The sequence below is a fragment of the Streptomyces sp. NPDC047108 genome (assembly GCF_040643575.1).
Taxonomy (GTDB): Bacteria; Actinomycetota; Actinomycetes; order Streptomycetales; family Streptomycetaceae; genus Streptomyces.
Map to the genome: position 1 here is coordinate 177,390 of NZ_JBEYUP010000006.1, position 18,339 is coordinate 195,728.

The window sequence follows — 18,339 nt, forward strand, 5'->3', positions numbered from 1 at the left end:
GCGGTCAGTCGCCGTTGCCCTCACGCTCGGCGAGGAACCGCTCGAACTCCTCGCCCAGCTCCTCCGCCGACGGCAGCTGGGCCGGCTCGGCGACCAGGTTGCCGCGGCTCTGGGCGCCGGCGACCGCGTCGTACTGGTTCTCCAGCCCGCGTACGAGCGAGACCAGCTCCTCGTCTCCCTCGCCGACCTGCCGGTCGATCTCGGTCTGGGTGCGGTGCGCGTCCGTGCGCAGCGTCTGCACGACGCCGGGGAGCACGAGGCCCGTCGCCGCCGTGATGGCCTCCAGCGCGGCGAGCGCCGAGTCGGGGTACGAGGAGCGGGCGATGTAGTGCGGTACGTGCGCCGCGATGCCCAGCACGTCGTGTCCTGCCTCGGCGAGGCGGAACTCCACGAGCGCCTCGGCGCTGCCGGGCACCTGTGCCTCGTCGAAGAAGGCCCGGTGGCCGGGCATGAGGTCCAGGCGGTTGCCGTGCGGGGTGAGGCCGACCGGGCGGGTGTGCGGGACGCCCATGGGGATGCCGTGGAAGTTCATCGAGAGCCGGACGCCGAGGCGTTCGACGATCTGGCGGACGGCGACGGCGAAGCGCTCCCACTCCACATCGGGCTCGGGCCCGGACAGCAGCAGGAAGGGGGCACCGGTCGTGTCCTGGACGAGGCGCACGTCGAGCGTCGGCCGGTCGTACGCGCTCCAGTGGTCGCTGCGGAAGGTCAGCAGGGGGCGCCGGGCGCGGTAGTCGATGAGGCGGTCCACGTCGAAGCGGGCGACGGTCTGGTGCGGGAGCTGGTCGAGCAGCCGCTCCACGATCTGCTCTCCGGTGTCCCCGGCGTCGATGTAGCCGTCGAAGTGGTAGAGCATGACGAACCCCGCCGTGTCCTGGGCCATCGCCATGTCCGCCACCGCGAGCCCCTTGGGCTCCCATGCGTACAGATCCTGCGGATCAAGCACCGTAACCGCGCCTCCTCGTGTTCCTCCCGATCAACGCGGAAGGCCTCGGGGGCATTCCCCTTCCACGGCGTGATCTTGCGTCACGCGGGGTGTGACGCACCGTCAGTGGTGGCCGGTCGGCACCGAAGCGATGCCCGGCGGCACGGGGAGTGCGGGTCCCGGACATGGCGCGAGGCCCGCCCCCCGAAGGGGACGGGCCTCGCGTTCAGCTCTTCAGCCGGTGCTCAGCGAGCGGTCAGCTCTGGCCTCCGGCCAGCTTCTCGCGCAGAGCGGCCAGGGCCTCGTCCGACGCGAGCGCGCCGGAGTTGTCCTGGGTCTCCGAGGAGTACGAACCGCCGCCACCGGCGCCACCCTGCTGCGGGGCGGCCTGACCGGCCTCGGCCGCGGCCTGCTCGTCGGCCTCGCGGGACTTGACGACCTGCGCCTGGTGCTGCTCGAAGCGGGTCTGCGCCTCGGCGTACTGACGCTCCCACTCCTCGCGCTGCTTCTCGTACCCGTCCAGCCAGTCGTTGGCCTCCGGGTCGAAGCCCTCGGGGTAGATGTAGTTGCCCTGGTCGTCGTAGGACGCGGCCATGCCGTACAGGGTCGGGTCGAACTCGACCGCCGTCGGGTCGGCACCGAAGGACTCGTTGGCCTGCTTCAGCGAGAGGCTGATGCGGCGGCGCTCGAGGTCGATGTCGATGACCTTGACGAAGATCTCGTCGTTGACCTGGACGACCTGCTCCGGGATCTCCACGTGGCGCTCGGCCAGCTCGGAGATGTGGACCAGGCCCTCGATGCCCTCGTCGACGCGGACGAACGCACCGAACGGAACGAGCTTGGTGACCTTACCCGGGACGACCTGACCGATCTGGTGGGTCCGGGCGAACTGCTGCCACGGGTCTTCCTGGGTCGCCTTGAGCGACAGGGACACGCGCTCGCGGTCCATGTCGACGTCCAGGACCTCGACCGTGACCTCCTGGCCGACCTCGACGACCTCGGAGGGGTGGTCGATGTGCTTCCAGGACAGCTCGGAGACGTGGACGAGACCGTCGACGCCGCCGAGGTCCACGAACGCACCGAAGTTGACGATCGAGGAGACGACGCCGGAGCGGACCTGGCCCTTCTGCAGGGTCGTGAGGAAGGTCTGGCGGACCTCGCTCTGGGTCTGCTCGAGCCAGGCACGGCGGGACAGGACCACGTTGTTGCGGTTCTTGTCCAGCTCGATGATCTTCGCCTCGAGCTCCTTGCCCACGTAGGGCTGGAGGTCGCGGACGCGGCGCATCTCCACCAGCGAGGCGGGGAGGAAGCCACGGAGGCCGATGTCGAGGATGAGACCACCCTTGACGACCTCGATGACGGTACCGGTGACGATGCCGTCCTCTTCCTTGATCTTCTCGATCGTGCCCCAGGCCCGCTCGTACTGAGCGCGCTTCTTGGACAGGATGAGGCGGCCTTCCTTGTCCTCCTTCTGGAGAACCAGGGCCTCGATCTCGTCGCCGACGGCGACGACCTCGTTGGGGTCGACGTCGTGCTTGATCGAGAGCTCACGCGAGGGAATGACACCCTCGGTCTTGTAGCCGATGTCGAGCAGGACCTCGTCCCGGTCGACCTTCACGATGACGCCGTCGACGATGTCGCCGTCGTTGAAGTACTTGATCGTCTCGTCGATCGCGGCGAGGAATGCTTCCTCGTTACCGATGTCGTTGACCGCTACCTGCGGAGTGGTGGCGGTGGTCTCGGTGCTGCTCGTCATGTGGGAAAGGGCTCCGGTACGGACATTGAGGTCGTAGGTACTGCTCACGCCGGGAGCCCGTTATCGCACTGCCGAAGCCGGACAGCCAGGAGACGCCGTCCTTCACAGGGCCGGTGGCGCCTCGACAACCGAGGGGACATACAACAGATGCGAGCGCAGCCTGCTCCGTCTGAGGCGCGCAGGCCCGCAGCGCAACTTGTAGCATACGGGGGCGGCCGGGCAGGGTCAATGCGCGAAGAGCGCACCCAGGGCACAAGCGGACACAAGGCCCATACCCGGCACAACACATGCTGCGGTCCGCAGCTACAGGTTTGAGCGAAGGTTACGACGACGGACGCGATGAGCCAAGAGGAAGAAGCCGAGGCCACTCGGCGTGGCGTGGGGAACACGGAGAGCAGCCGGGCCAACCGCGGCTGGTGGGACCGCAATGCGGACGAGTACCAGCTGGAGCACGGCGGCTTCCTCGGCGACGACCGGTTCGTCTGGTGCCCGGAAGGGCTCGACGAGGAAGAGGCCGCGCTGCTCGGCCCCGCGGAGGAACTGAAGGGGCGGGACGTCCTGGAGGTCGGCGCCGGTGCGGCCCAGTGCTCCCGCTGGCTGGCCGCGCAGGGAGCGCGCCCGGTCGCGCTGGACCTCTCGTTCCGGCAGCTCCAGCACGCGCTGCGCCTCGGCGGCGGCCAGGGCGGCACGGAGGGCTCGACCGGAGCGGACGGAACCGGCACGGACGAAGGAGGGCCGGCGCCGGCGTTCCCTCTCGTCCAGGCCGACGCGGGCGCACTGCCCTTCGCCGACGGCTCCTTCGACCTGGCGTGCTCCGCGTACGGCGCGCTGCCGTTCGTGGCGGACCCGGTGCGGGTGCTGCGCGAGGTGCGCAGGGTCCTCCGGCCCGGCGGCCGGTGGGTGTTCTCCGTGACCCATCCCCTCCGCTGGGCCTTCCCCGACGAGCCGGGACCCGAGGGTCTGTCGGTCGCGTCCTCCTACTTCGACCGCACGCCCTATGTCGAGCAGGACGAGTCGGGGCGTGCCGTGTACGTCGAGAGCCACCGGACGGTGGGCGACCGGGTCCGGGACGTCGTGGCCGCGGGCTTCCGCCTCGTCGACCTGGTCGAGCCCGAGTGGCCGGAATGGAACCACCAGGAGTGGGGCGGCTGGTCACCGCTGCGCGGGCATCTGATCCCGGGCACGGCGATCTTCGTCTGCGAGACGGCGTAGGGCAGCTCGTACGGTCGGGACCCCCGGGACGGCCCGGGGCGGGACGCCGCGGCGCGCTGGGAGACTGGGCGCGTGATACGGACGGACGCCTTGGAGCGGTTGCCGGTCGGGGCGGCGCTGCCCGCGCTGGACGAGGCCCTGGAGACCCGCGGCACCGCGGTGCTGTGCGCACCGCCGGGGACGGGCAAGACGACGCTGGTGCCACTGGCCCTGGCCGGGCTGACGGACGGCGGGCGGGCGCTGCCGGGCACGGGCCCGGTACGGCGTGTGGTGGTCGCCGAGCCACGGCGCATCGCGGCCCGTGCCGCGGCCCGTCGTATGGCGTGGCTGCTCGGCGAGAGCGTCGGCGAGCGGGTCGGGTTCAGCGTGCGGGGAGAGCGGCGTACCGGGCCGGGGACGGTCGTCGAGGTGGTGACGACCGGCGTACTGCTGCAGCGGCTGCAGCGCGACCCGGAGTTGGCCGGGGTCGACGTCGTCGTCCTCGACGAGTGCCACGAGCGGCATCTGGACGCCGACACGGCGGCCGCGTTCCTCCTCGACGTACGGCAGACGCTCCGTCCCGAACTGCGGCTCGTCGCGGCGTCGGCGACGACGGACGCCGCGGGCTGGGCCCGGCTGCTCGGCGACGGCGCCGTTTCCGGCGGTGAGGCCGCGGAGGCGCCGGTGGTCGAGGCGGCAGGGGCGTCCCATCCGGTCGAGGTGGTGTGGGCACCTCCGCCCCGCTCCGTGAGGCCGCCGCACGGCATGCGGGTCGACCCCGCCCTGCTGGAGCACGTCGCCGCCGTCGTGCGGCGGGCGCTGCGCGAACGGGACGGCGACGTGCTGTGCTTCCTGCCGGGCGTCGGGGAGATCGGGCGGGTGGCGGGGCAGCTCGCCGGGTGCGGCGCGGAGGTGCTGCAGGTGCACGGCCGGGCTCCCGCGGAGGTCCAGGACGCCGTCCTGGCCGGTGGTACGGAAGGGCGGCGGGTGGTGCTGGCGACCGCCGTCGCCGAGTCGAGCCTCACGGTCCCGGGCGTCCGCGTGGTGGTGGACGCGGGCCTGGCGCGCGAGCCGCGCACCGACCATGCGCGCGGGCTCAGCGCGCTCACGACCGTACGGGCCTCGCGCGTCGCCGCCCGGCAGCGCGCGGGCCGCGCGGGGCGCGAGGCTCCCGGCGCGGTGTACCGCTGCTGGGCCGAGGAGGAGGACGGGCGCCTGCCGCGGTGGCCCTCGCCGGAGATCACGGTGGCCGATCTGACCGCCTTCGCGCTGCAGGCCGCCTGCTGGGGCGATCCGGACGCCTCGGGGCTCGCGCTGCTCGACCCGCCGCCGGGCGGCGCGATGGCCGCCGCACGCGAGGTGCTGCGCGCTATCGGCGCGGTGGACGCGGACGGACGGGTGACGGGGCGCGGTACGCGGCTGGCCCGGCTGGGCGTGCACCCCCGGCTCGCGCGGGCGCTGCTGGACGGCGCCGACGCGGTGGGCGCGCGCCGGGCGGCGGAGGTGGTGGCTCTGCTGTCGGAGGAGCCGCCGCGCGCGTACGGGGACGACCTGGTGGCCGCCTGGCGGACCGCGCGGCGCGGCGGCGACGCGTACGCCGCCCGCTGGCGCGCCGAGTCACGCCGCCTGGAGGGCGCACTGCGCGCGGCGCGCGGAGACGGCCGTGCGGACACCGCGCCGGGGGACGGCGCGGCGGCAACGGGCGGACGAGGAGGGACGGATGACGCGGCCGCGGGGCTGGTCGTGGCCCTGGCGTTCCCCGAGCGCGTGGCGCGCGGCCGGGGCCAGGGCGCGTACCTCATGGCGTCGGGGACGGGTGCCGAACTGGCCGGCGGATCACGGCTCGGCTCCGCGGACTGGCTGGCCGTCGCCGTCGCCGACCGGCCCGTGACATCCGCCTCCGCCCGCGTACGGCTGGCCGCCGTGACCGACGAGGAGACCGCGCGGCGCGCGGCCGCCCCGCTGCTGTCCGCGGACGAGGAGGTGCACTGGTCCGAGGAGCGCCGGGACGTGACGGCGCGGCGCGTGGAGCGGCTGGGCGCGGTCGAGTTGCTCGTACGCCCCCTGGACTCGCCCGAACCGGCGCGGGTGCGGGCGGCGCTGCTGGAGGGGTTGCGGTGCGAGGGGCCCGGTTTGCTGCGCTGGTCGCGGGAGGCGTCCGAGCTGCGGCAGCGACTGGCCTTTCTGCACCGGGAGTTGGGCCCGCCGTGGCCCGATGTGTCGGACGCGGCGCTGCTGGCGGATCCGGACGTCTGGCTGGGGCCGGAGCTGGACCGCGCGGCGCGGCGCGCGGATCTGGAGCGCGTCGGCGCGGGCTCGGTCCTGACGCGGCTGCTGCCGTGGGCCACGGGTGACGCGGTGCGGTTCGAGGTACTGGCGCCGCAGCGGATGGAGGTGCCGAGCGGCTCGCGGATCCGGATCGACTACGCGGGCGCGCAGCCGGTGCTCGCGGTGAAGCTGCAGGAGCTGTTCGGACTGCAGGAGACGCCGAGGATCGCGGACGGGCGCGTGCCGCTGCTCGTCCATCTGCTCTCCCCCGCCGGACGCCCGGCCGCGGTCACCGCCGACCTGGCGTCGTTCTGGCGGGACGGGTACCGGTCCGTACGGGCCGAGTTGCGCGGGCGGTACCCGAAGCACCCGTGGCCCGAGGACCCGGCGTCCGCGGAGCCGACCCGGCACACGAAGGCACGGCTGAACCGGACGTAATGGCGGGGTGCGGGCCGAACGGAGCGCCGGGCAGGGCCTGTTCGGCAGAGCGCGTCAGGGCCCGTTCACAGGGCGACCGGTTCCCGTGACCGGTCGTCGTCGCCGGCCGGCTCCGCGGGCCGCCGGCCGCGCGCCTCCAGGACGAGGGCCAGAGCGAGCAGTCCGGCGCCGAGGCCCAGCAGTCCCCAGGGGAGGTAGCTGGTCATCAGCAGGACCAACTGCCGCTGCGCGGAGACGAGTTCGACCGTGGAATCGATGTAGTCCTCGCGCATCTTCACGTGCCCGGCGAACGCGGTGACCTTCTCGCGCCCGCCGAGCAGTGTGCCGCCGCGCAGCTCCTCCTTGTGGATCTCCTGGCCGTTGACCGGGCCCCCGGTGGTCGGGTCGACCCAGAACATGCGCTTGGTGGTGTACCAGCGGGTCGTACCGGTCTTCGCGACCGACTCCGGGGTGATCCCCTTCACCGGCAGCTTCTTCGGCATGGGGACCTTCGTCCACGGGACGGTCTGCTCGAAGTAGTAGACCTCCAGCCCGCGGAAGGTGCGTGTGCCCTTGTAGTGGATGGGCGCGGAGACGCGGGCCTGGGCGTCGAAGTAGGTGTAGTCGCGCTTCTCGGTCAGGAAGGGCCACTTGAACTCGATGCCCTCCCGCCGGACGGGGTCGCCGTCGACGTGCTCGCCGTCCGCGTGCACCGGCTCCTGGGTGTGGGCGTCGAAGATGTAGCGCTCGGGAATCTCGGAGACCATCTTCCCGTCCGGGCCCACCACGTAGGACAGGCCGTCCCAGACGACGACGTCGCGTCCCGCGGTCCGTTCGATCTTCTCCGACGCCTCGACATTGCCCTTGAGCGTCTGGACGATGGTCACCTTGGAGACGTTCCTGGGCTTCATCGTGCCGTAGTCGAGGAGGGTGGCGTCCTTCGCTTCGAGGACCATGTCCTGGTACTGGTTCGCCGGGATCTTGACCAGCCGCGGGAAGGCGTACCAGCGCAGGAGCGGCGACAGCGCTGCGCAGAAGACGGCGAGGGCGAGGAGCACCAGGCTCGCTCTGCGGCGCATGCCGACCCTGCTCCGGCTCCGGCGTCGGGCGGGGTGACCGGCTCGGGTCGCCGCCGGGGATCCGGGGCCGTTCTCCCGGGTCGGCACAGCGCGGCTCATGGCGGTGCGTCCTCCCTCTGCGGGTGTTCGGGCCTTCGTGCGGTACGGGCCCTCGTGCGGTAAGGGCCTTGGGTTGTGCGGGCGTTGAGGTGTGCGGGCGTTCGGGGGTGCGGGCCCTGGGGCCTGCCAGGACGGTCGGCGTGCGGCCGGCGGGGGCCGTCTACGGACGGTCGGGGACGGTGGTGAGCAGCGGCTTCGGTGAGGTCTCGCCGGTGGGGGCACCGATCGCGGTCACGGTGAGGACGAGCGCGAGGGCCGCGGCCAGTCCGATGGCGGCGGCTGCCAGAGCGCGCATGGTCGGCCTCCCGTGATGTGGCGGCTCGGTCGGCATGGACTGACGGTTCGTCAGAATGCTTGGGGCTGGGGCACCGTAGCAACGGGGGCCGCAGAAGAGAACACGTCGCACCGCTCCCCTGCCCGGCGGGGCAGTGGGAGCGGTGCGCGCGATGGGCGGGAAGCGGTCCGGCCGGGGCGGGAACGCCCGGAGGGGGCGCTGGGCCGCTACTGGTCCTCGGCCGCCGGTTCGGTGACCTCCAGCTCCAGGGTCAGTGTGGCGCCGTCGGCGGTGGTGAGGCGGAGGAGGAAGGTGCCCTTCTCCGCGTCGGTGAAGATCTTCGGCAGCTTCAGGACGCCGTCCTCGTCGGTGGTGAGGGCCTTCAGGGTGCGGACGGGCTTGTCGTCCTCGTCCTTGAAGTAAGGGCCCTTGTCGTTGACGACCGGCTCGTCCGGGTCGGAGGTGATCATGGTGGCGGTCACCGGCACACCCGCCGCGACCGCACCCTGGTAGGTGGCCTTGATCTCCACCTGCTCGGCGAACTCGCCGCCGGCCTCGGCCTTCAGCGGCTCCTCGCTCGTACGGGCGAGGACGTCCGCCTTCGGCACGGGGGCGGCCTTGACGGCGGCCGCGAAGTCGACGGCGGGCAGGGAGCGTCCGACGACGGTGGCCCGCACCGTGAACTCGCCCGCCTTGCCGCCCGCGAGCAGCTTCGGCGCGGTGGCCGTGCCGTCGCTGCCGGTGCGGACGGTGACGCGGGTGGCCTTGCCGGGGAAGCGTGCCTCGGTGGTGCCCCGGATCTCGTACTGCACGCGGACGTCCCGTACGGACCTGCCTGCCGCGTCCCGTGTCCGCACGCGGGGAGGATCGGCGAACGCGCCGCCCGCGGTGGCGGTCAGCTCCCGCGCGCCGACGTGCGCGAAGGCGGTGACGGTGTCGGCCGGGGCAGGGCGGTCCGGGTCCGGCGTGTCGTCCTCGCCGTCCTCCCCCTTCGGGGGCTGCGGCTTGTCCTCGTCCTTCGACGGGGTGTCCTTCGACCCTTTGCCGGAGCCCTTGGAGCCGCCGGAGTCCTTGGCGCCGCTGCCGCCGCCCTTGGTGCCGTCGTCCTCGCCGCCGGGACCGGTGCCGACCGGCAGGACACCCGTGCCGTCGGGCACCTCGTGCGTGCCCTTCTTGTAGTACTCGAACCAGGACAGGACCGTTCGCAGGTACTCCTGGGACCGGTTGTAGCCGAGGATCGCGCGCTCGAGATCGGCCTGCCGGGAGAGGTCGCGGCTGCCCGCGCACAGATAGCGGCCGGCGGCCAGCGCCGCGTCGTAGATGTTCCCGGGGTCCTTCTCGCCGTCGCCGTTGCCGTCCGCGCCCCAGTTCGCCCAGGTGGAGGGGATGAACTGCATCGGGCCGACGGCGCGGTCGTGCGTGGTGTCGCCGTCGTACGCACCGCCGTCGGTGTCACGGATCTCGGCGAAGCCGTTGCCGTTGAGCTGCGGGCCGAGGATCGGCGAGAGCGTGGTGCCTTCGGCGTCGACCCGGCCGCCGCGGGCCTGCCCGGACTCGACCTTGCCGATGGCCGCGAGCAGTTCCCAGCGGACGTTGCAGCCGGGGTTGCTCTCGGCGAGCGCGGACTCGGCCTGCTTGTACGCGTCGAGGACGGTCGCCGGGATGCCCGCCTCCGCCTTGCCCTTACGGGGCAGTTCGACGGAAGTACCGGGCTTGTCCGGGGTGTTGAGGGGCGGAAGATCCGTGTAGTACGACGAGCCGCCGTCGATGGGCGTGTCAGTGGCGGGCGACGGACCGCTCGCCGACTGCCGCTTCGAGTCCAGCAGGTCGGGCGCCTGGGAGGCGGTGAGCGCCGCCATCGCGAGTGCAGCGACGGCCGTGGTGGCCGCGCCCCTGCGTATGCGCCGTCCGAACTGGGCTGCCATACGTGCGTCCTCCCCTGTATGCGCGGCGAGGGGTGTCGCCCCCGGCCCGGTCTGAGGCGTCGCGCCCGTGGGTCCCCCGGCGCGAACTCTGGTGACCCTACGGCACCTTCGGGCCAGGAGTCACCGGCTCCTGCCCAGATTTCACCTCATTCGCGCGTACGGTTCGGCGGATTCCGGAAAACGCCCGTCCCGCATACTGAGCCGGGAACGATCACCGTGACCTCGCAAGCGGGCGCAGGGTCGCAGGCGGCGAGGCGTGAGGGCGGGCACCGGGTGGAACGGCGCGGAACCGGACCAGGCGGACCGGCGCGGGCCCGCGCGGACCCGCTGAGGCGCAACCGGTTTCCCGGCGTTCGCGTCGTTCCCGTCGACGGCGCAGCCGGCGCCGACCGAGGCGGCGACCGACGCCCGTCGCGACCGAGGTGGCGTCCGACGCCCGTCGCGACCGAGAGCGACCGAGAGCGACCGAAGAACCAAGGGGGAGCATGCCGTTCACGCTCAGCCATGCGGCGGCGGTACTTCCGGCCGTCCGCCGGGACGCAACGGGCGCGCGGGGGCCTCTGGTCGCCTCCGCCCTGGTCGCGGGCTCGTTCGCGCCGGACATGACCTACTTCGCCGACACCGTTCTCCCCGGCGCCATGCTCTTCGGCGACTTCACGCACTCCCCCGCCGGGGTGCTGACCGTCGACGCCGTGGTGACGGCCGTACTCGTCGCGGGCTGGCTGCTGTTGCGCGAACCGCTGCTTGCGCTCCTGCCGCCGTCCTGGCAGGGACGGGCCTGGGCGCTGGTGCGCGGCCGGTCCTGGCGGGGCCGGCCGCTCGTACCCCTGCTGCTGTGGTTCTGGGTGTCGGCCGTGCTGGGTGCCGCGACGCACATCGTGTGGGACGCGTTCACGCATCTGGACCGCTGGGGGACGCGGCTGGTGCCGGCACTGGGCGAGGTCGTGGCGGGCTTCCCGCTCTACACGTACGCGCAGTACGGCGGTTCGGCGCTCGCGCTGCTGCTGATCGGTGCCTTCCTCGTCACGGCGGTGCGCGGACTGCCGGGTGACCTGGAGGCACCCGAGTCCGTACCGGGACTGACACCCCGCGAACGGATGCTGGCCGCAACGCTGTTGGTGCTCGCGCTCTGCGCGGGAGTCGTGCACCGCTGTCTGCGCTCCTACGACGCGATCATGACGCTCACCGGCGATCCGACACCGATGGACTTCATCCCCACGGCGATGTTCGGGGCGGGGGCGGGACTCGCGCTCGGGCTGCCGTTGTACGCGGCAGCGGTACGGATCCGCCGCCGCGCAGAGCAGCCCGGGACGGGCTGACGCCCGCGCCACCCCGTCCACATCCCGCCAGGTCCCGTCCAACCGCCTGCCCCGCTCGCCCCGCCGGGCCGGTCCTGCTCGACCGGCCCGGCCTGCTCGACCGGCCCGGCCTGCTCGACCGGCCCGGCCCGTTGCGACCGGGCCGTTGCGGCCTGCCCGTTGCGGCCGGGCCCACCGCGTCAGTGCGCGGCGGACTCCCAGTCGCGGCCGAATCCGACCGACACATCGAGCGGCGCCCGCAGTTCGACCGCGCCGATCATCTCGCGCCGCACCAGCTCCTCGACCGCGCCCCGCTCGCCCGGGGCCACCTCCAGCACGATTTCGTCGTGCACCTGGAGCAGCATGCGCGAGGAGAGCCCTTCCCGGGTCAGCGCCTCGTCCACGCGCAGCATCGCGATCTTCACGATGTCCGCGGCGGTGCCCTGGATCGGGGCGTTGAGTGCCATACGCTCGGCCATCTCCCGGCGCTGGCGGTTGTCGCTGGTCAGGTCGGGGAGGTACCGGCGTCGGCCGAGCATGGTCTCGGTGTAGCCGGTGGCTCGCGCCTCGTCGACGGCCCGCCGCAGATAGTCGCGGACGCCACCGAAGCGCTCGAAGTAGGTGTCCATCAGCCCGCGCGCCTCGTCGGGCGAGATGCTGAGCTGCCCCGACAGCCCGAACGCCGAGAGCCCGTACGCCAGCCCGTACGACATCGCCTTGATCTTGCGGCGCATCTCGGGGTCGACGTCGGTCCTGGCCACGGAGAAGACCTGGGAGGCGACGGTGTCGTGCAGGTCCTCGCCGGAGGTGAACGCCTCGATCAGTCCCTCGTCCTCGGAGAGATGGGCCATCACGCGCAGTTCGATCTGGCTGTAGTCGGCGGTCAGCAGCGAATCGAACCCCTCGCCGACGACGAAGCCGCGCCGGATGGCCCGGCCCTCGTCCGTGCGGACCGGGATGTTCTGCAGGTTCGGGTCGGTGGAGGACAGCCGGCCGGTCGCCGCCACGGTCTGGTTGAACGTGGTGTGGATACGGCCGCCGGGCGACACCGTCTTGATCAGGCCCTCGACGGTGGACCGCAGCCGCGCCTGCTCACGGTGGCGCAGCATGATCACGGGAAGATCGTGCTCGGTCTGGGTGGCCAGCCAGGCCAGCGCGTCGGCGTCCGTGGTGTAACCGGTCTTGGTCTTCTTGGTCTTGGGCAGTCCCAGCTCGCCGAAGAACACCTCCTGGAGCTGCTTGGGCGAGCCCAGGTTGAACTCGTGGCCGACGGCGGCGTGCGCCTCCTTCACCGCCTGCTGCACCGCGTCCGCGAACTGCTGCTCCATGCTCTCCAGCCAGGCGCGGTCCGCCGCGATCCCCGCCCGCTCCATACGCGCGAGCAGCGATGAGGTCGGCAGCTCGATGTCACGCAGGAGGGCGGCGGCGCCGACGTCCTTCAGCCGGGACTCGAACGCCTCGCCCAGGTCCAGTACGGCGCGCGCCTGGGACATCAGCGCGTCCTTCTCGGCCTGTTCGTCGGTGCCGAAGGCGAGCTGCCCGCCCTCGTCCGCGGCCGGCGCCAGCTCACGGCCCAGGTACTCCACGGACAGCGCGTCCAGGGCGAAGGAGCGGCGGCCGGGCTTGACGAGATAGGCGGCCAGCGCGGTGTCCATGGTGACGCCGCCGACCTCCCAGCCGTGCTCGGCGAAGACCCGCATCACGCCCTTGGCGTTGTGCAGGGTCTTCGGCTTCTCCGGGGCGGCGATCCAGGCGGCGAAGGCCCGTTCGTCCGCCTCGTCCAGCTCGGCCGGGTCGACCCAGGCGGCCGCTCCCGAGCCCAGCGCGAGCGCGATCTCGCTGACGCTCCCGCTTCCCAGAGCCCACGCGTCGACCGTGGCGAGGCCGATCGGCCCCTCGCCGTGACGCTCCAGCCAGGGGGCCAGTTCGCCGGAGGCGAGCACCTCACCCTCCAGCTCCAGGCCGGGTGCCGGGGGCTCCTCCTCGCCGGACTCCCCCGCGGCCGGGTCCGCGGCCATCAGCCGGTCCCGGAAGTTCTGGTGGCGGAACTCCAGCATGTCCAGGATCAGGGACAGCGCCTCACGGTTGTACCCGCTGCGCTCCAGCCCCTCCGGCCCCGACGACAACTCCACGTCCCGCACGAGCTGGGTGAGCCGGCGGTTGCGCTTCACGGACTCCAGGTGCTCACGGAGGTTGTCGCCGACCTTGCCCTTGACCTCGTCGACCCGGTCGACCAGCTCCTGGAACGAGCCGAACTGCCTGATCCACTTCGCCGCGGTCTTCTCCCCCACACCCGGGATGCCGGGGAGGTTGTCCGAGGAGTCCCCGCGCAGCGCGGCATAGTCCGGGTACTGCTCAGGAGTGAGTCCGTACTTCTCCTCGAGCTTCTCGGGGGTGTAGCGGGTCAGCTCGCTGACGCCCTTCGTCGGGTAGAGGACGGTGACGTGATCGCTGACGAGCTGGAACGCGTCCCGGTCGCCGGTGATGATCAGCACGTCCCACCCGAGGGCTTCCGCCTGGGTGGCCAGCGTGGCGATCACGTCGTCCGCCTCGAAGCCCTCGACCGCGAAGCGGGGCACGCTCATCGCGTCCAGCAGCTCGCCGATCAGCTCGACCTGGCCCTTGAACTCGTCAGGTGTCTGGATGCGGTTGCCCTTGTACTCGGTGAACTCCTCGGAGCGCCAGGTCTTGCGGGAGACATCGAAGGCGACCGCGAGATGCGTGGGCGACTCGTCGCGCAGCGTGTTCGCCATCATCGACGCGAAGCCGTAGATCGCGTTGGTCGTCTGGCCCGTGGTGGTGCTGAAGTTCTCCGCGGGCAGGGCGTAGAACGCCCTGTACGCCATGGAATGGCCGTCCAGGAGCATCAGGCGCGGGCGCGTCGCCGACCCGTCGGAGGGCGCGGTCGGTGCGGTCTTCTTCGTTGCTGTCTCTGCCACGCCCCCGATCCTGCCACGGAACACTGACAGCACCGTGAGCCGTGCGAAGCTCACGGACGACGGGCCTCCGGAATCCGGACGACGGGCCACCCGTACCTCGTACGACGGCCCGCCCGCATCCCGTACGACCGTCCGCCCGCACCTCGTACGACGGCCCGCCCGCATCCCGTACGGCCTGTGCCCCGTGACCACGCGGCACCGTCCCGCCGCGGCGTGCGAGGATTGCTGTGGGAGCGCGTTGCGGCGCTTAAGGAGGCAGCGACATGGCAGGCAAGCCCCCCGCGGGAGACCCCGTCCAGGACGCACCGGACGTCACGCCCCCGCAGACCTCGGCCGCCGGCCTCCCCGCCGTCGGCCACACCCTGCGCGCCGCCCAGCGGCAGATGGGCGTGAAGCGCACCGCGCTCACCCTCCTGCGGGTCAACCAGAAGGACGGCTTCGACTGCCCCGGCTGCGCCTGGCCCGAGCCCGGCAAGCGCCACACGGCCGAGTTCTGCGAGAACGGCGCGAAGGCCGTCGCCGAGGAGGCGACGCTGCGCCGCGTCACCCCGGACTTCTTCGCCGCGCACTCCCTCACCGACCTCGCGACACGCAGCGGCTACTGGCTGGGCCAGCAGGGCCGGATCACCCAGCCCATGTACCTCCCCGAAGGCGCCGACCACTACGAGCCGGTGCCCTGGGAGCGGGCCTTCGACATCGTCGCCGAGGAACTGCGCGCCCTGGACTCCCCCGACGAGGCCGTCTTCTACACCTCGGGCCGTACGAGCAACGAGGCCGCGTTCCTCTACCAGCTCTTCGCCCGCGAGTTCGGCACCAACAACCTCCCCGACTGCTCCAACATGTGCCACGAGTCGTCGGGGTCGGCGCTGACCGAGACCCTCGGCGTCGGCAAGGGCAGCGTGCTGCTGGAGGACCTCTACCGCGCCGACCTGATCATCGTGGCCGGCCAGAACCCGGGCACCAACCACCCGCGGATGCTCTCCGCCCTGGAGAAGGCCAAGGAGGAGGGGGCGCGGATCATCACCGTCAACCCGCTGCCCGAGGCGGGCATGGAGCGGTTCAAGAACCCGCAGACCCCGCGCGGCCTGGCCGGCCGCGGCACCGCCCTCACCGACCTCTTCCTGCAGATCCGGCTCGGCGGCGACCAGGCCCTCTTCCGTACGCTCAACCGGCTCGTCCTGGAGGCGTCCGACAACGCCTCCGGCGCGGGCCCGGCCGCGATCGACGCGGAGTTCATCGCCGAGCACACCCACGGCTTCGAGGAGTACGCGGCCGAGGCGCGGGCGCAGGACTGGGACGAGACGCTGCGCGCGACCGGACTGGACCGGGACGTCATCGAGCGGGCCCTCGCGATGATCCTGGAGTCGAAGCGGATCATCGTGTGCTGGGCGATGGGCCTCACCCAGCACAAGCACGCCGTGCCCACCATCAAGGAGATCGTCAACTTCCTTCTCCTGCGCGGCAACATCGGCCGCCCCGGCGCCGGGGTGTGTCCGGTGCGCGGGCACAGCAACGTCCAGGGCGACCGCACCATGGGCATCTTCGAGCGCCCCGCGCCGGCCTTCCTCGACGCCCTGGAGAAGGAGTTCGGCTTCGCACCCCCGCGGGAGCACGGCCTGGACGTCGTACGGTCGATCCGCGCGATGCGCGACGGCCACGCCAAGGTCTTCGTCGCGATGGGCGGCAACTTCGTCTCGGCGACCCCCGACACCGAGGTGACCGAGGCGGCGATGCGCCGCGCCCGGCTGACGGTGCATGTGTCCACCAAGCTCAACCGCTCCCATGTGGTCACCGGCGCGCGCGCCCTGATCTTCCCCACCCTCGGCCGGACCGAGCGCGATCTGCAGGGCGGCGGCGAGCAGTTCGTGACGGTCGAGGACTCGATGGGCATGGTGCACGCCTCCCGCGGGAGGCTGGAGCCGGCCGGTCCCACACTGCTGTCCGAGCCGGCCATCGTGTGCCGGCTGGCCCGGCGCGTACTGGGCGAGGACAGTCGTACGCCGTGGGAGGAGTTCGGACACGACTACGCGACGATCCGGGACCGCATCTCCCGCGTCGTGCCCGGCTTCGAGGACTTCGAGGCGAAGGTGAGCCGCCCGGGCGGTTTCACCCTGCCCCACGCCCCGCGCGACAGCCGCCGCTTCCCCACCGCCACGGGCAAGGCCAACTTCACGGCCGCACCCGTGGAGTACCCGAGGGTGCCGGAGGGCCGTCTGCTGCTGCAGACGATCCGCTCGCACGACCAGTACAACACCACGATCTACGGCCTGGACGACCGCTACCGCGGCATCAGGAACGGCCGCCGCGTCGTCCTGGTCAACCCCGAGGACGCCGCCGACCTGGGCCTCGCCGACGGCGGTTACGCGGACCTGGTCAGCGAGTGGGTGGACGGCAGCGAGCGGCGGGCGCCGGGGTTCCGGATCGTCCACTACCCGACGGCGCGGGGCTGCGCGGCCGCCTACTACCCGGAGACCAACGTCCTGGTGCCGCTGGACTCCACCGCCGACGGCAGCAACACCCCCGTCTCCAAGTCCGTTGTCGTGCGGGTGGAGGCGGGCGGGGCATCGGGCCCCGAGACCGGGATCACTGCGGCCGGCTGATAAGACGGTGCACACTGCACCGAACATCAGCGTTGTGCAGAGAACCGCCGATCGGAGCCGGGCCCCATGGGTGAGCAGAGCAGCACGAAGTTCCCGCAGGAGATCATCGAGCAGTGGGCCGGACTCGGCCACGATCTCCCCGCTCTGTTCTCGGCCGGGCATCTCGGCGAGCGGATGGGCCTCCAGGTCCTGGAGGCGGCCCCGGAGCGCGTCGTGGGCACCCTCCCCGTGGAGGGCAACACCCAGCCGTACGGACTGCTGCACGGCGGTGCGTCGGGCGTTCTCGCCGAGACGCTCGGCTCGATCGGCGCGATGCTGCACGGCGGGCCCACCAAGATCGCGGTCGGTGTCGACCTCAACTGCACGCACCACCGCGGCATCCGCTCGGGGCTGGTGACCGGCGTGGCCACCCCGGTGCACCGCGGCCGGTCCACCACCTCGTACGAGATCGTGATCACCGACGAGCGGGACCGGCGAGTCTGCACGGCCCGACTGACGTGTCTGCTCCGCGAGGTGGCCGAGGACGGCGCGGCGGGCTAGGCCGTGCCTTCTGGATCAGCTCGGGCCCGCGACGCCTGGCACGGCGCCTCGCTGCGTTGTCGGAGCATCCGAGTAGGCCCACTACGAGGACGCCCCTCCGCCTTGCGACGCACCGCACCAGACGCCGCGGGCGATCCGAGCCGACCCGGAGGACACGGCCCGGCGTCGGTCCGCATGGGGCGGACGCCGTACGCGGAAGAGCCACAAACGGAAGCGCCGTTCGCAGAACGGCCGTACGCGCACGGGCGCCGCGGACACGGGCCGTACACGGTCCGGCCGTCCGCGGAAGAGACCTCCGGCCGTCGGCCGCGCCCGGCCGGACCGGCGCGCGGGCGCCGCGTGCGCCGCACTCTCGCCTGCGCGCTGGCAGCATTCCTGACCGCGGCGCCACTGGCGGCCTGCGGCGGCCCGGCCCCTGAGTCCCGTCCGGCCAACTCCCCCGCTCCGCACAGCACTTCGCCCCAGGAACTGTGCATCACCCTCGTCGGGTACTGGGCCGACGTCATGCTGAAGGACGGCCGGGGCGCCGGGCTCGACTGGGAGCAGAAGGGCCTGTCGACCGTGCAGCGGGACATCCTCGACGCGGTGGTCGCCGCGGGGAAGGCCGAGCGTTCGCGCCACGGCGAGGGCGCCGCGGAGAAGACGATGGACCGTCAGACCGAACGGCGGTGCAGGGCGGACGGGGACAAGCAGGGCTCGCCCGCGGACAACGGGGGAACCCGCGGCCGTAACACTCCGTGACGACGAGGCCGTACCCGACACCATCAGCGATGTTCACGCAACCCGCACAAGCGGAAGGACCGGGCACCCGTTCGCCGCATTCCGGCCGGTGTGACCCGCGACACCCGGGACTGCTTAGCGGAACTGCAGCTTCTCCCTATACGGACCGGACACCTTGTCCGAGTTTGCCCACTATGAATGGTTATTGGGGCTACACCGATAGCCGGACACGGTGTTCGGCATAACAAGACAGTCACATCATGGCCAGGCCCTCTGCCCCTGGCAGCCCCCCGCGCTTAGAGTCACCG

General features: G+C 72.3%; 12 protein-coding genes. 6 read left to right on the forward strand and 6 right to left on the reverse strand.

What is annotated here, in order from left to right:
* Window positions 1-4 precede the first annotated feature (4 nt).
* Together ABZ822_RS15485 and rpsA are read right to left on the reverse strand one after the other, a co-directional pair.
* Window positions 5-946: a PAC2 family protein gene (locus ABZ822_RS15485; RefSeq protein WP_360852873.1), complete on the reverse strand. Its 942-nt coding sequence runs from the start codon at window positions 944-946 to the stop codon at window positions 5-7.
* Window positions 947-1,181: 235 nt separating this feature from the next.
* On the reverse strand, window positions 1,182-2,681 hold the full coding sequence (rpsA, locus tag ABZ822_RS15490) for a 30S ribosomal protein S1 (protein WP_360852876.1): 1,500 nt from the start codon (window positions 2,679-2,681) through the stop codon (window positions 1,182-1,184).
* A 339-nt stretch (window positions 2,682-3,020) separates the two neighbouring features.
* Here rpsA and ABZ822_RS15495 point away from each other — a divergent pair, with 339 nt between their 5' ends.
* Together ABZ822_RS15495 and hrpB are read left to right on the forward strand one after the other, a co-directional pair.
* Window positions 3,021-3,893, forward strand: coding sequence for a class I SAM-dependent methyltransferase (locus ABZ822_RS15495; RefSeq protein ID WP_360852879.1), 873 nt, complete (start codon window positions 3,021-3,023; stop codon window positions 3,891-3,893).
* Between the two features lie 72 nt (window positions 3,894-3,965).
* Window positions 3,966-6,578, forward strand: coding sequence for an ATP-dependent helicase HrpB (hrpB, locus tag ABZ822_RS15500; RefSeq protein WP_360852882.1), 2,613 nt, complete (start codon window positions 3,966-3,968; stop codon window positions 6,576-6,578).
* A gap of 65 nt (window positions 6,579-6,643) precedes the next feature.
* Here the strand turns inward: hrpB and ABZ822_RS15505 are convergent, their stop codons facing one another.
* The 3 genes from ABZ822_RS15505 to ABZ822_RS15515 all read right to left on the reverse strand — a co-directional run bounded on the left by ABZ822_RS15505 (window position 6,644) and on the right by ABZ822_RS15515 (window position 9,934).
* Window positions 6,644-7,636, reverse strand: a complete 993-nt coding sequence (locus ABZ822_RS15505; protein WP_360852885.1) for a DUF3068 domain-containing protein — start codon at window positions 7,634-7,636, stop codon at window positions 6,644-6,646.
* Window positions 7,637-7,895: 259 nt separating this feature from the next.
* On the reverse strand, window positions 7,896-8,030 hold the full coding sequence (locus ABZ822_RS15510) for an SPW_0924 family protein (RefSeq protein ID WP_360852888.1): 135 nt from the start codon (window positions 8,028-8,030) through the stop codon (window positions 7,896-7,898).
* Between the two features lie 206 nt (window positions 8,031-8,236).
* Window positions 8,237-9,934: a lytic transglycosylase domain-containing protein gene (locus ABZ822_RS15515; RefSeq protein WP_360852891.1), complete on the reverse strand. Its 1,698-nt coding sequence runs from the start codon at window positions 9,932-9,934 to the stop codon at window positions 8,237-8,239.
* A gap of 485 nt (window positions 9,935-10,419) precedes the next feature.
* Here ABZ822_RS15515 and ABZ822_RS15520 point away from each other — a divergent pair, with 485 nt between their 5' ends.
* A complete protein-coding gene (locus ABZ822_RS15520; protein WP_360852894.1) occupies window positions 10,420-11,253 on the forward strand; it encodes a DUF4184 family protein in 834 nt (277 codons plus the stop codon).
* A gap of 179 nt (window positions 11,254-11,432) precedes the next feature.
* Here ABZ822_RS15520 and polA read toward each other — a convergent pair whose 3' ends face one another.
* Window positions 11,433-14,171: a DNA polymerase I gene (polA, locus tag ABZ822_RS15525; protein ID WP_360852897.1), complete on the reverse strand. Its 2,739-nt coding sequence runs from the start codon at window positions 14,169-14,171 to the stop codon at window positions 11,433-11,435.
* 263 nt (window positions 14,172-14,434) lie between these two features.
* On the opposite strand from polA, the gene ABZ822_RS15530 reads away from it, so the two are divergent.
* The 3 genes from ABZ822_RS15530 to ABZ822_RS15540 all read left to right on the forward strand — a co-directional run bounded on the left by ABZ822_RS15530 (window position 14,435) and on the right by ABZ822_RS15540 (window position 18,052).
* A complete protein-coding gene (locus ABZ822_RS15530; RefSeq protein WP_360852900.1) occupies window positions 14,435-16,771 on the forward strand; it encodes an FdhF/YdeP family oxidoreductase in 2,337 nt (778 codons plus the stop codon).
* 66 nt (window positions 16,772-16,837) lie between these two features.
* Window positions 16,838-17,311, forward strand: coding sequence for a hotdog fold thioesterase (locus ABZ822_RS15535; RefSeq protein ID WP_360852902.1), 474 nt, complete (start codon window positions 16,838-16,840; stop codon window positions 17,309-17,311).
* 339 nt (window positions 17,312-17,650) lie between these two features.
* On the forward strand, window positions 17,651-18,052 hold the full coding sequence (locus ABZ822_RS15540; RefSeq protein WP_360852905.1) for a hypothetical protein: 402 nt from the start codon (window positions 17,651-17,653) through the stop codon (window positions 18,050-18,052).
* The last annotated feature ends 287 nt before the right edge of the window (window positions 18,053-18,339 follow it).

Excerpts from the sequence above, each read along its gene's own strand:
- rpsA (WP_360852876.1), bottom strand. The coding sequence starts at position 2,681 with ATGACGAGCAGCACCGAGACCACCGCCACCACTCCGCAGGTAGCGGTC.
- ABZ822_RS15495 (WP_360852879.1), top strand. The coding sequence starts at position 3,021 with ATGAGCCAAGAGGAAGAAGCCGAGGCCACTCGGCGTGGCGTGGGGAAC.
- ABZ822_RS15505 (WP_360852885.1), bottom strand. The coding sequence starts at position 7,636 with ATGCGCCGCAGAGCGAGCCTGGTGCTCCTCGCCCTCGCCGTCTTCTGC.
- ABZ822_RS15510 (WP_360852888.1), bottom strand. The coding sequence starts at position 8,030 with ATGCGCGCTCTGGCAGCCGCCGCCATCGGACTGGCCGCGGCCCTCGCG.
- ABZ822_RS15515 (WP_360852891.1), bottom strand. The coding sequence starts at position 9,934 with ATGGCAGCCCAGTTCGGACGGCGCATACGCAGGGGCGCGGCCACCACG.
- ABZ822_RS15520 (WP_360852894.1), top strand. The coding sequence starts at position 10,420 with ATGCCGTTCACGCTCAGCCATGCGGCGGCGGTACTTCCGGCCGTCCGC.
- ABZ822_RS15530 (WP_360852900.1), top strand. The coding sequence starts at position 14,435 with ATGGCAGGCAAGCCCCCCGCGGGAGACCCCGTCCAGGACGCACCGGAC.
- ABZ822_RS15535 (WP_360852902.1), top strand. The coding sequence starts at position 16,838 with ATGGGTGAGCAGAGCAGCACGAAGTTCCCGCAGGAGATCATCGAGCAG.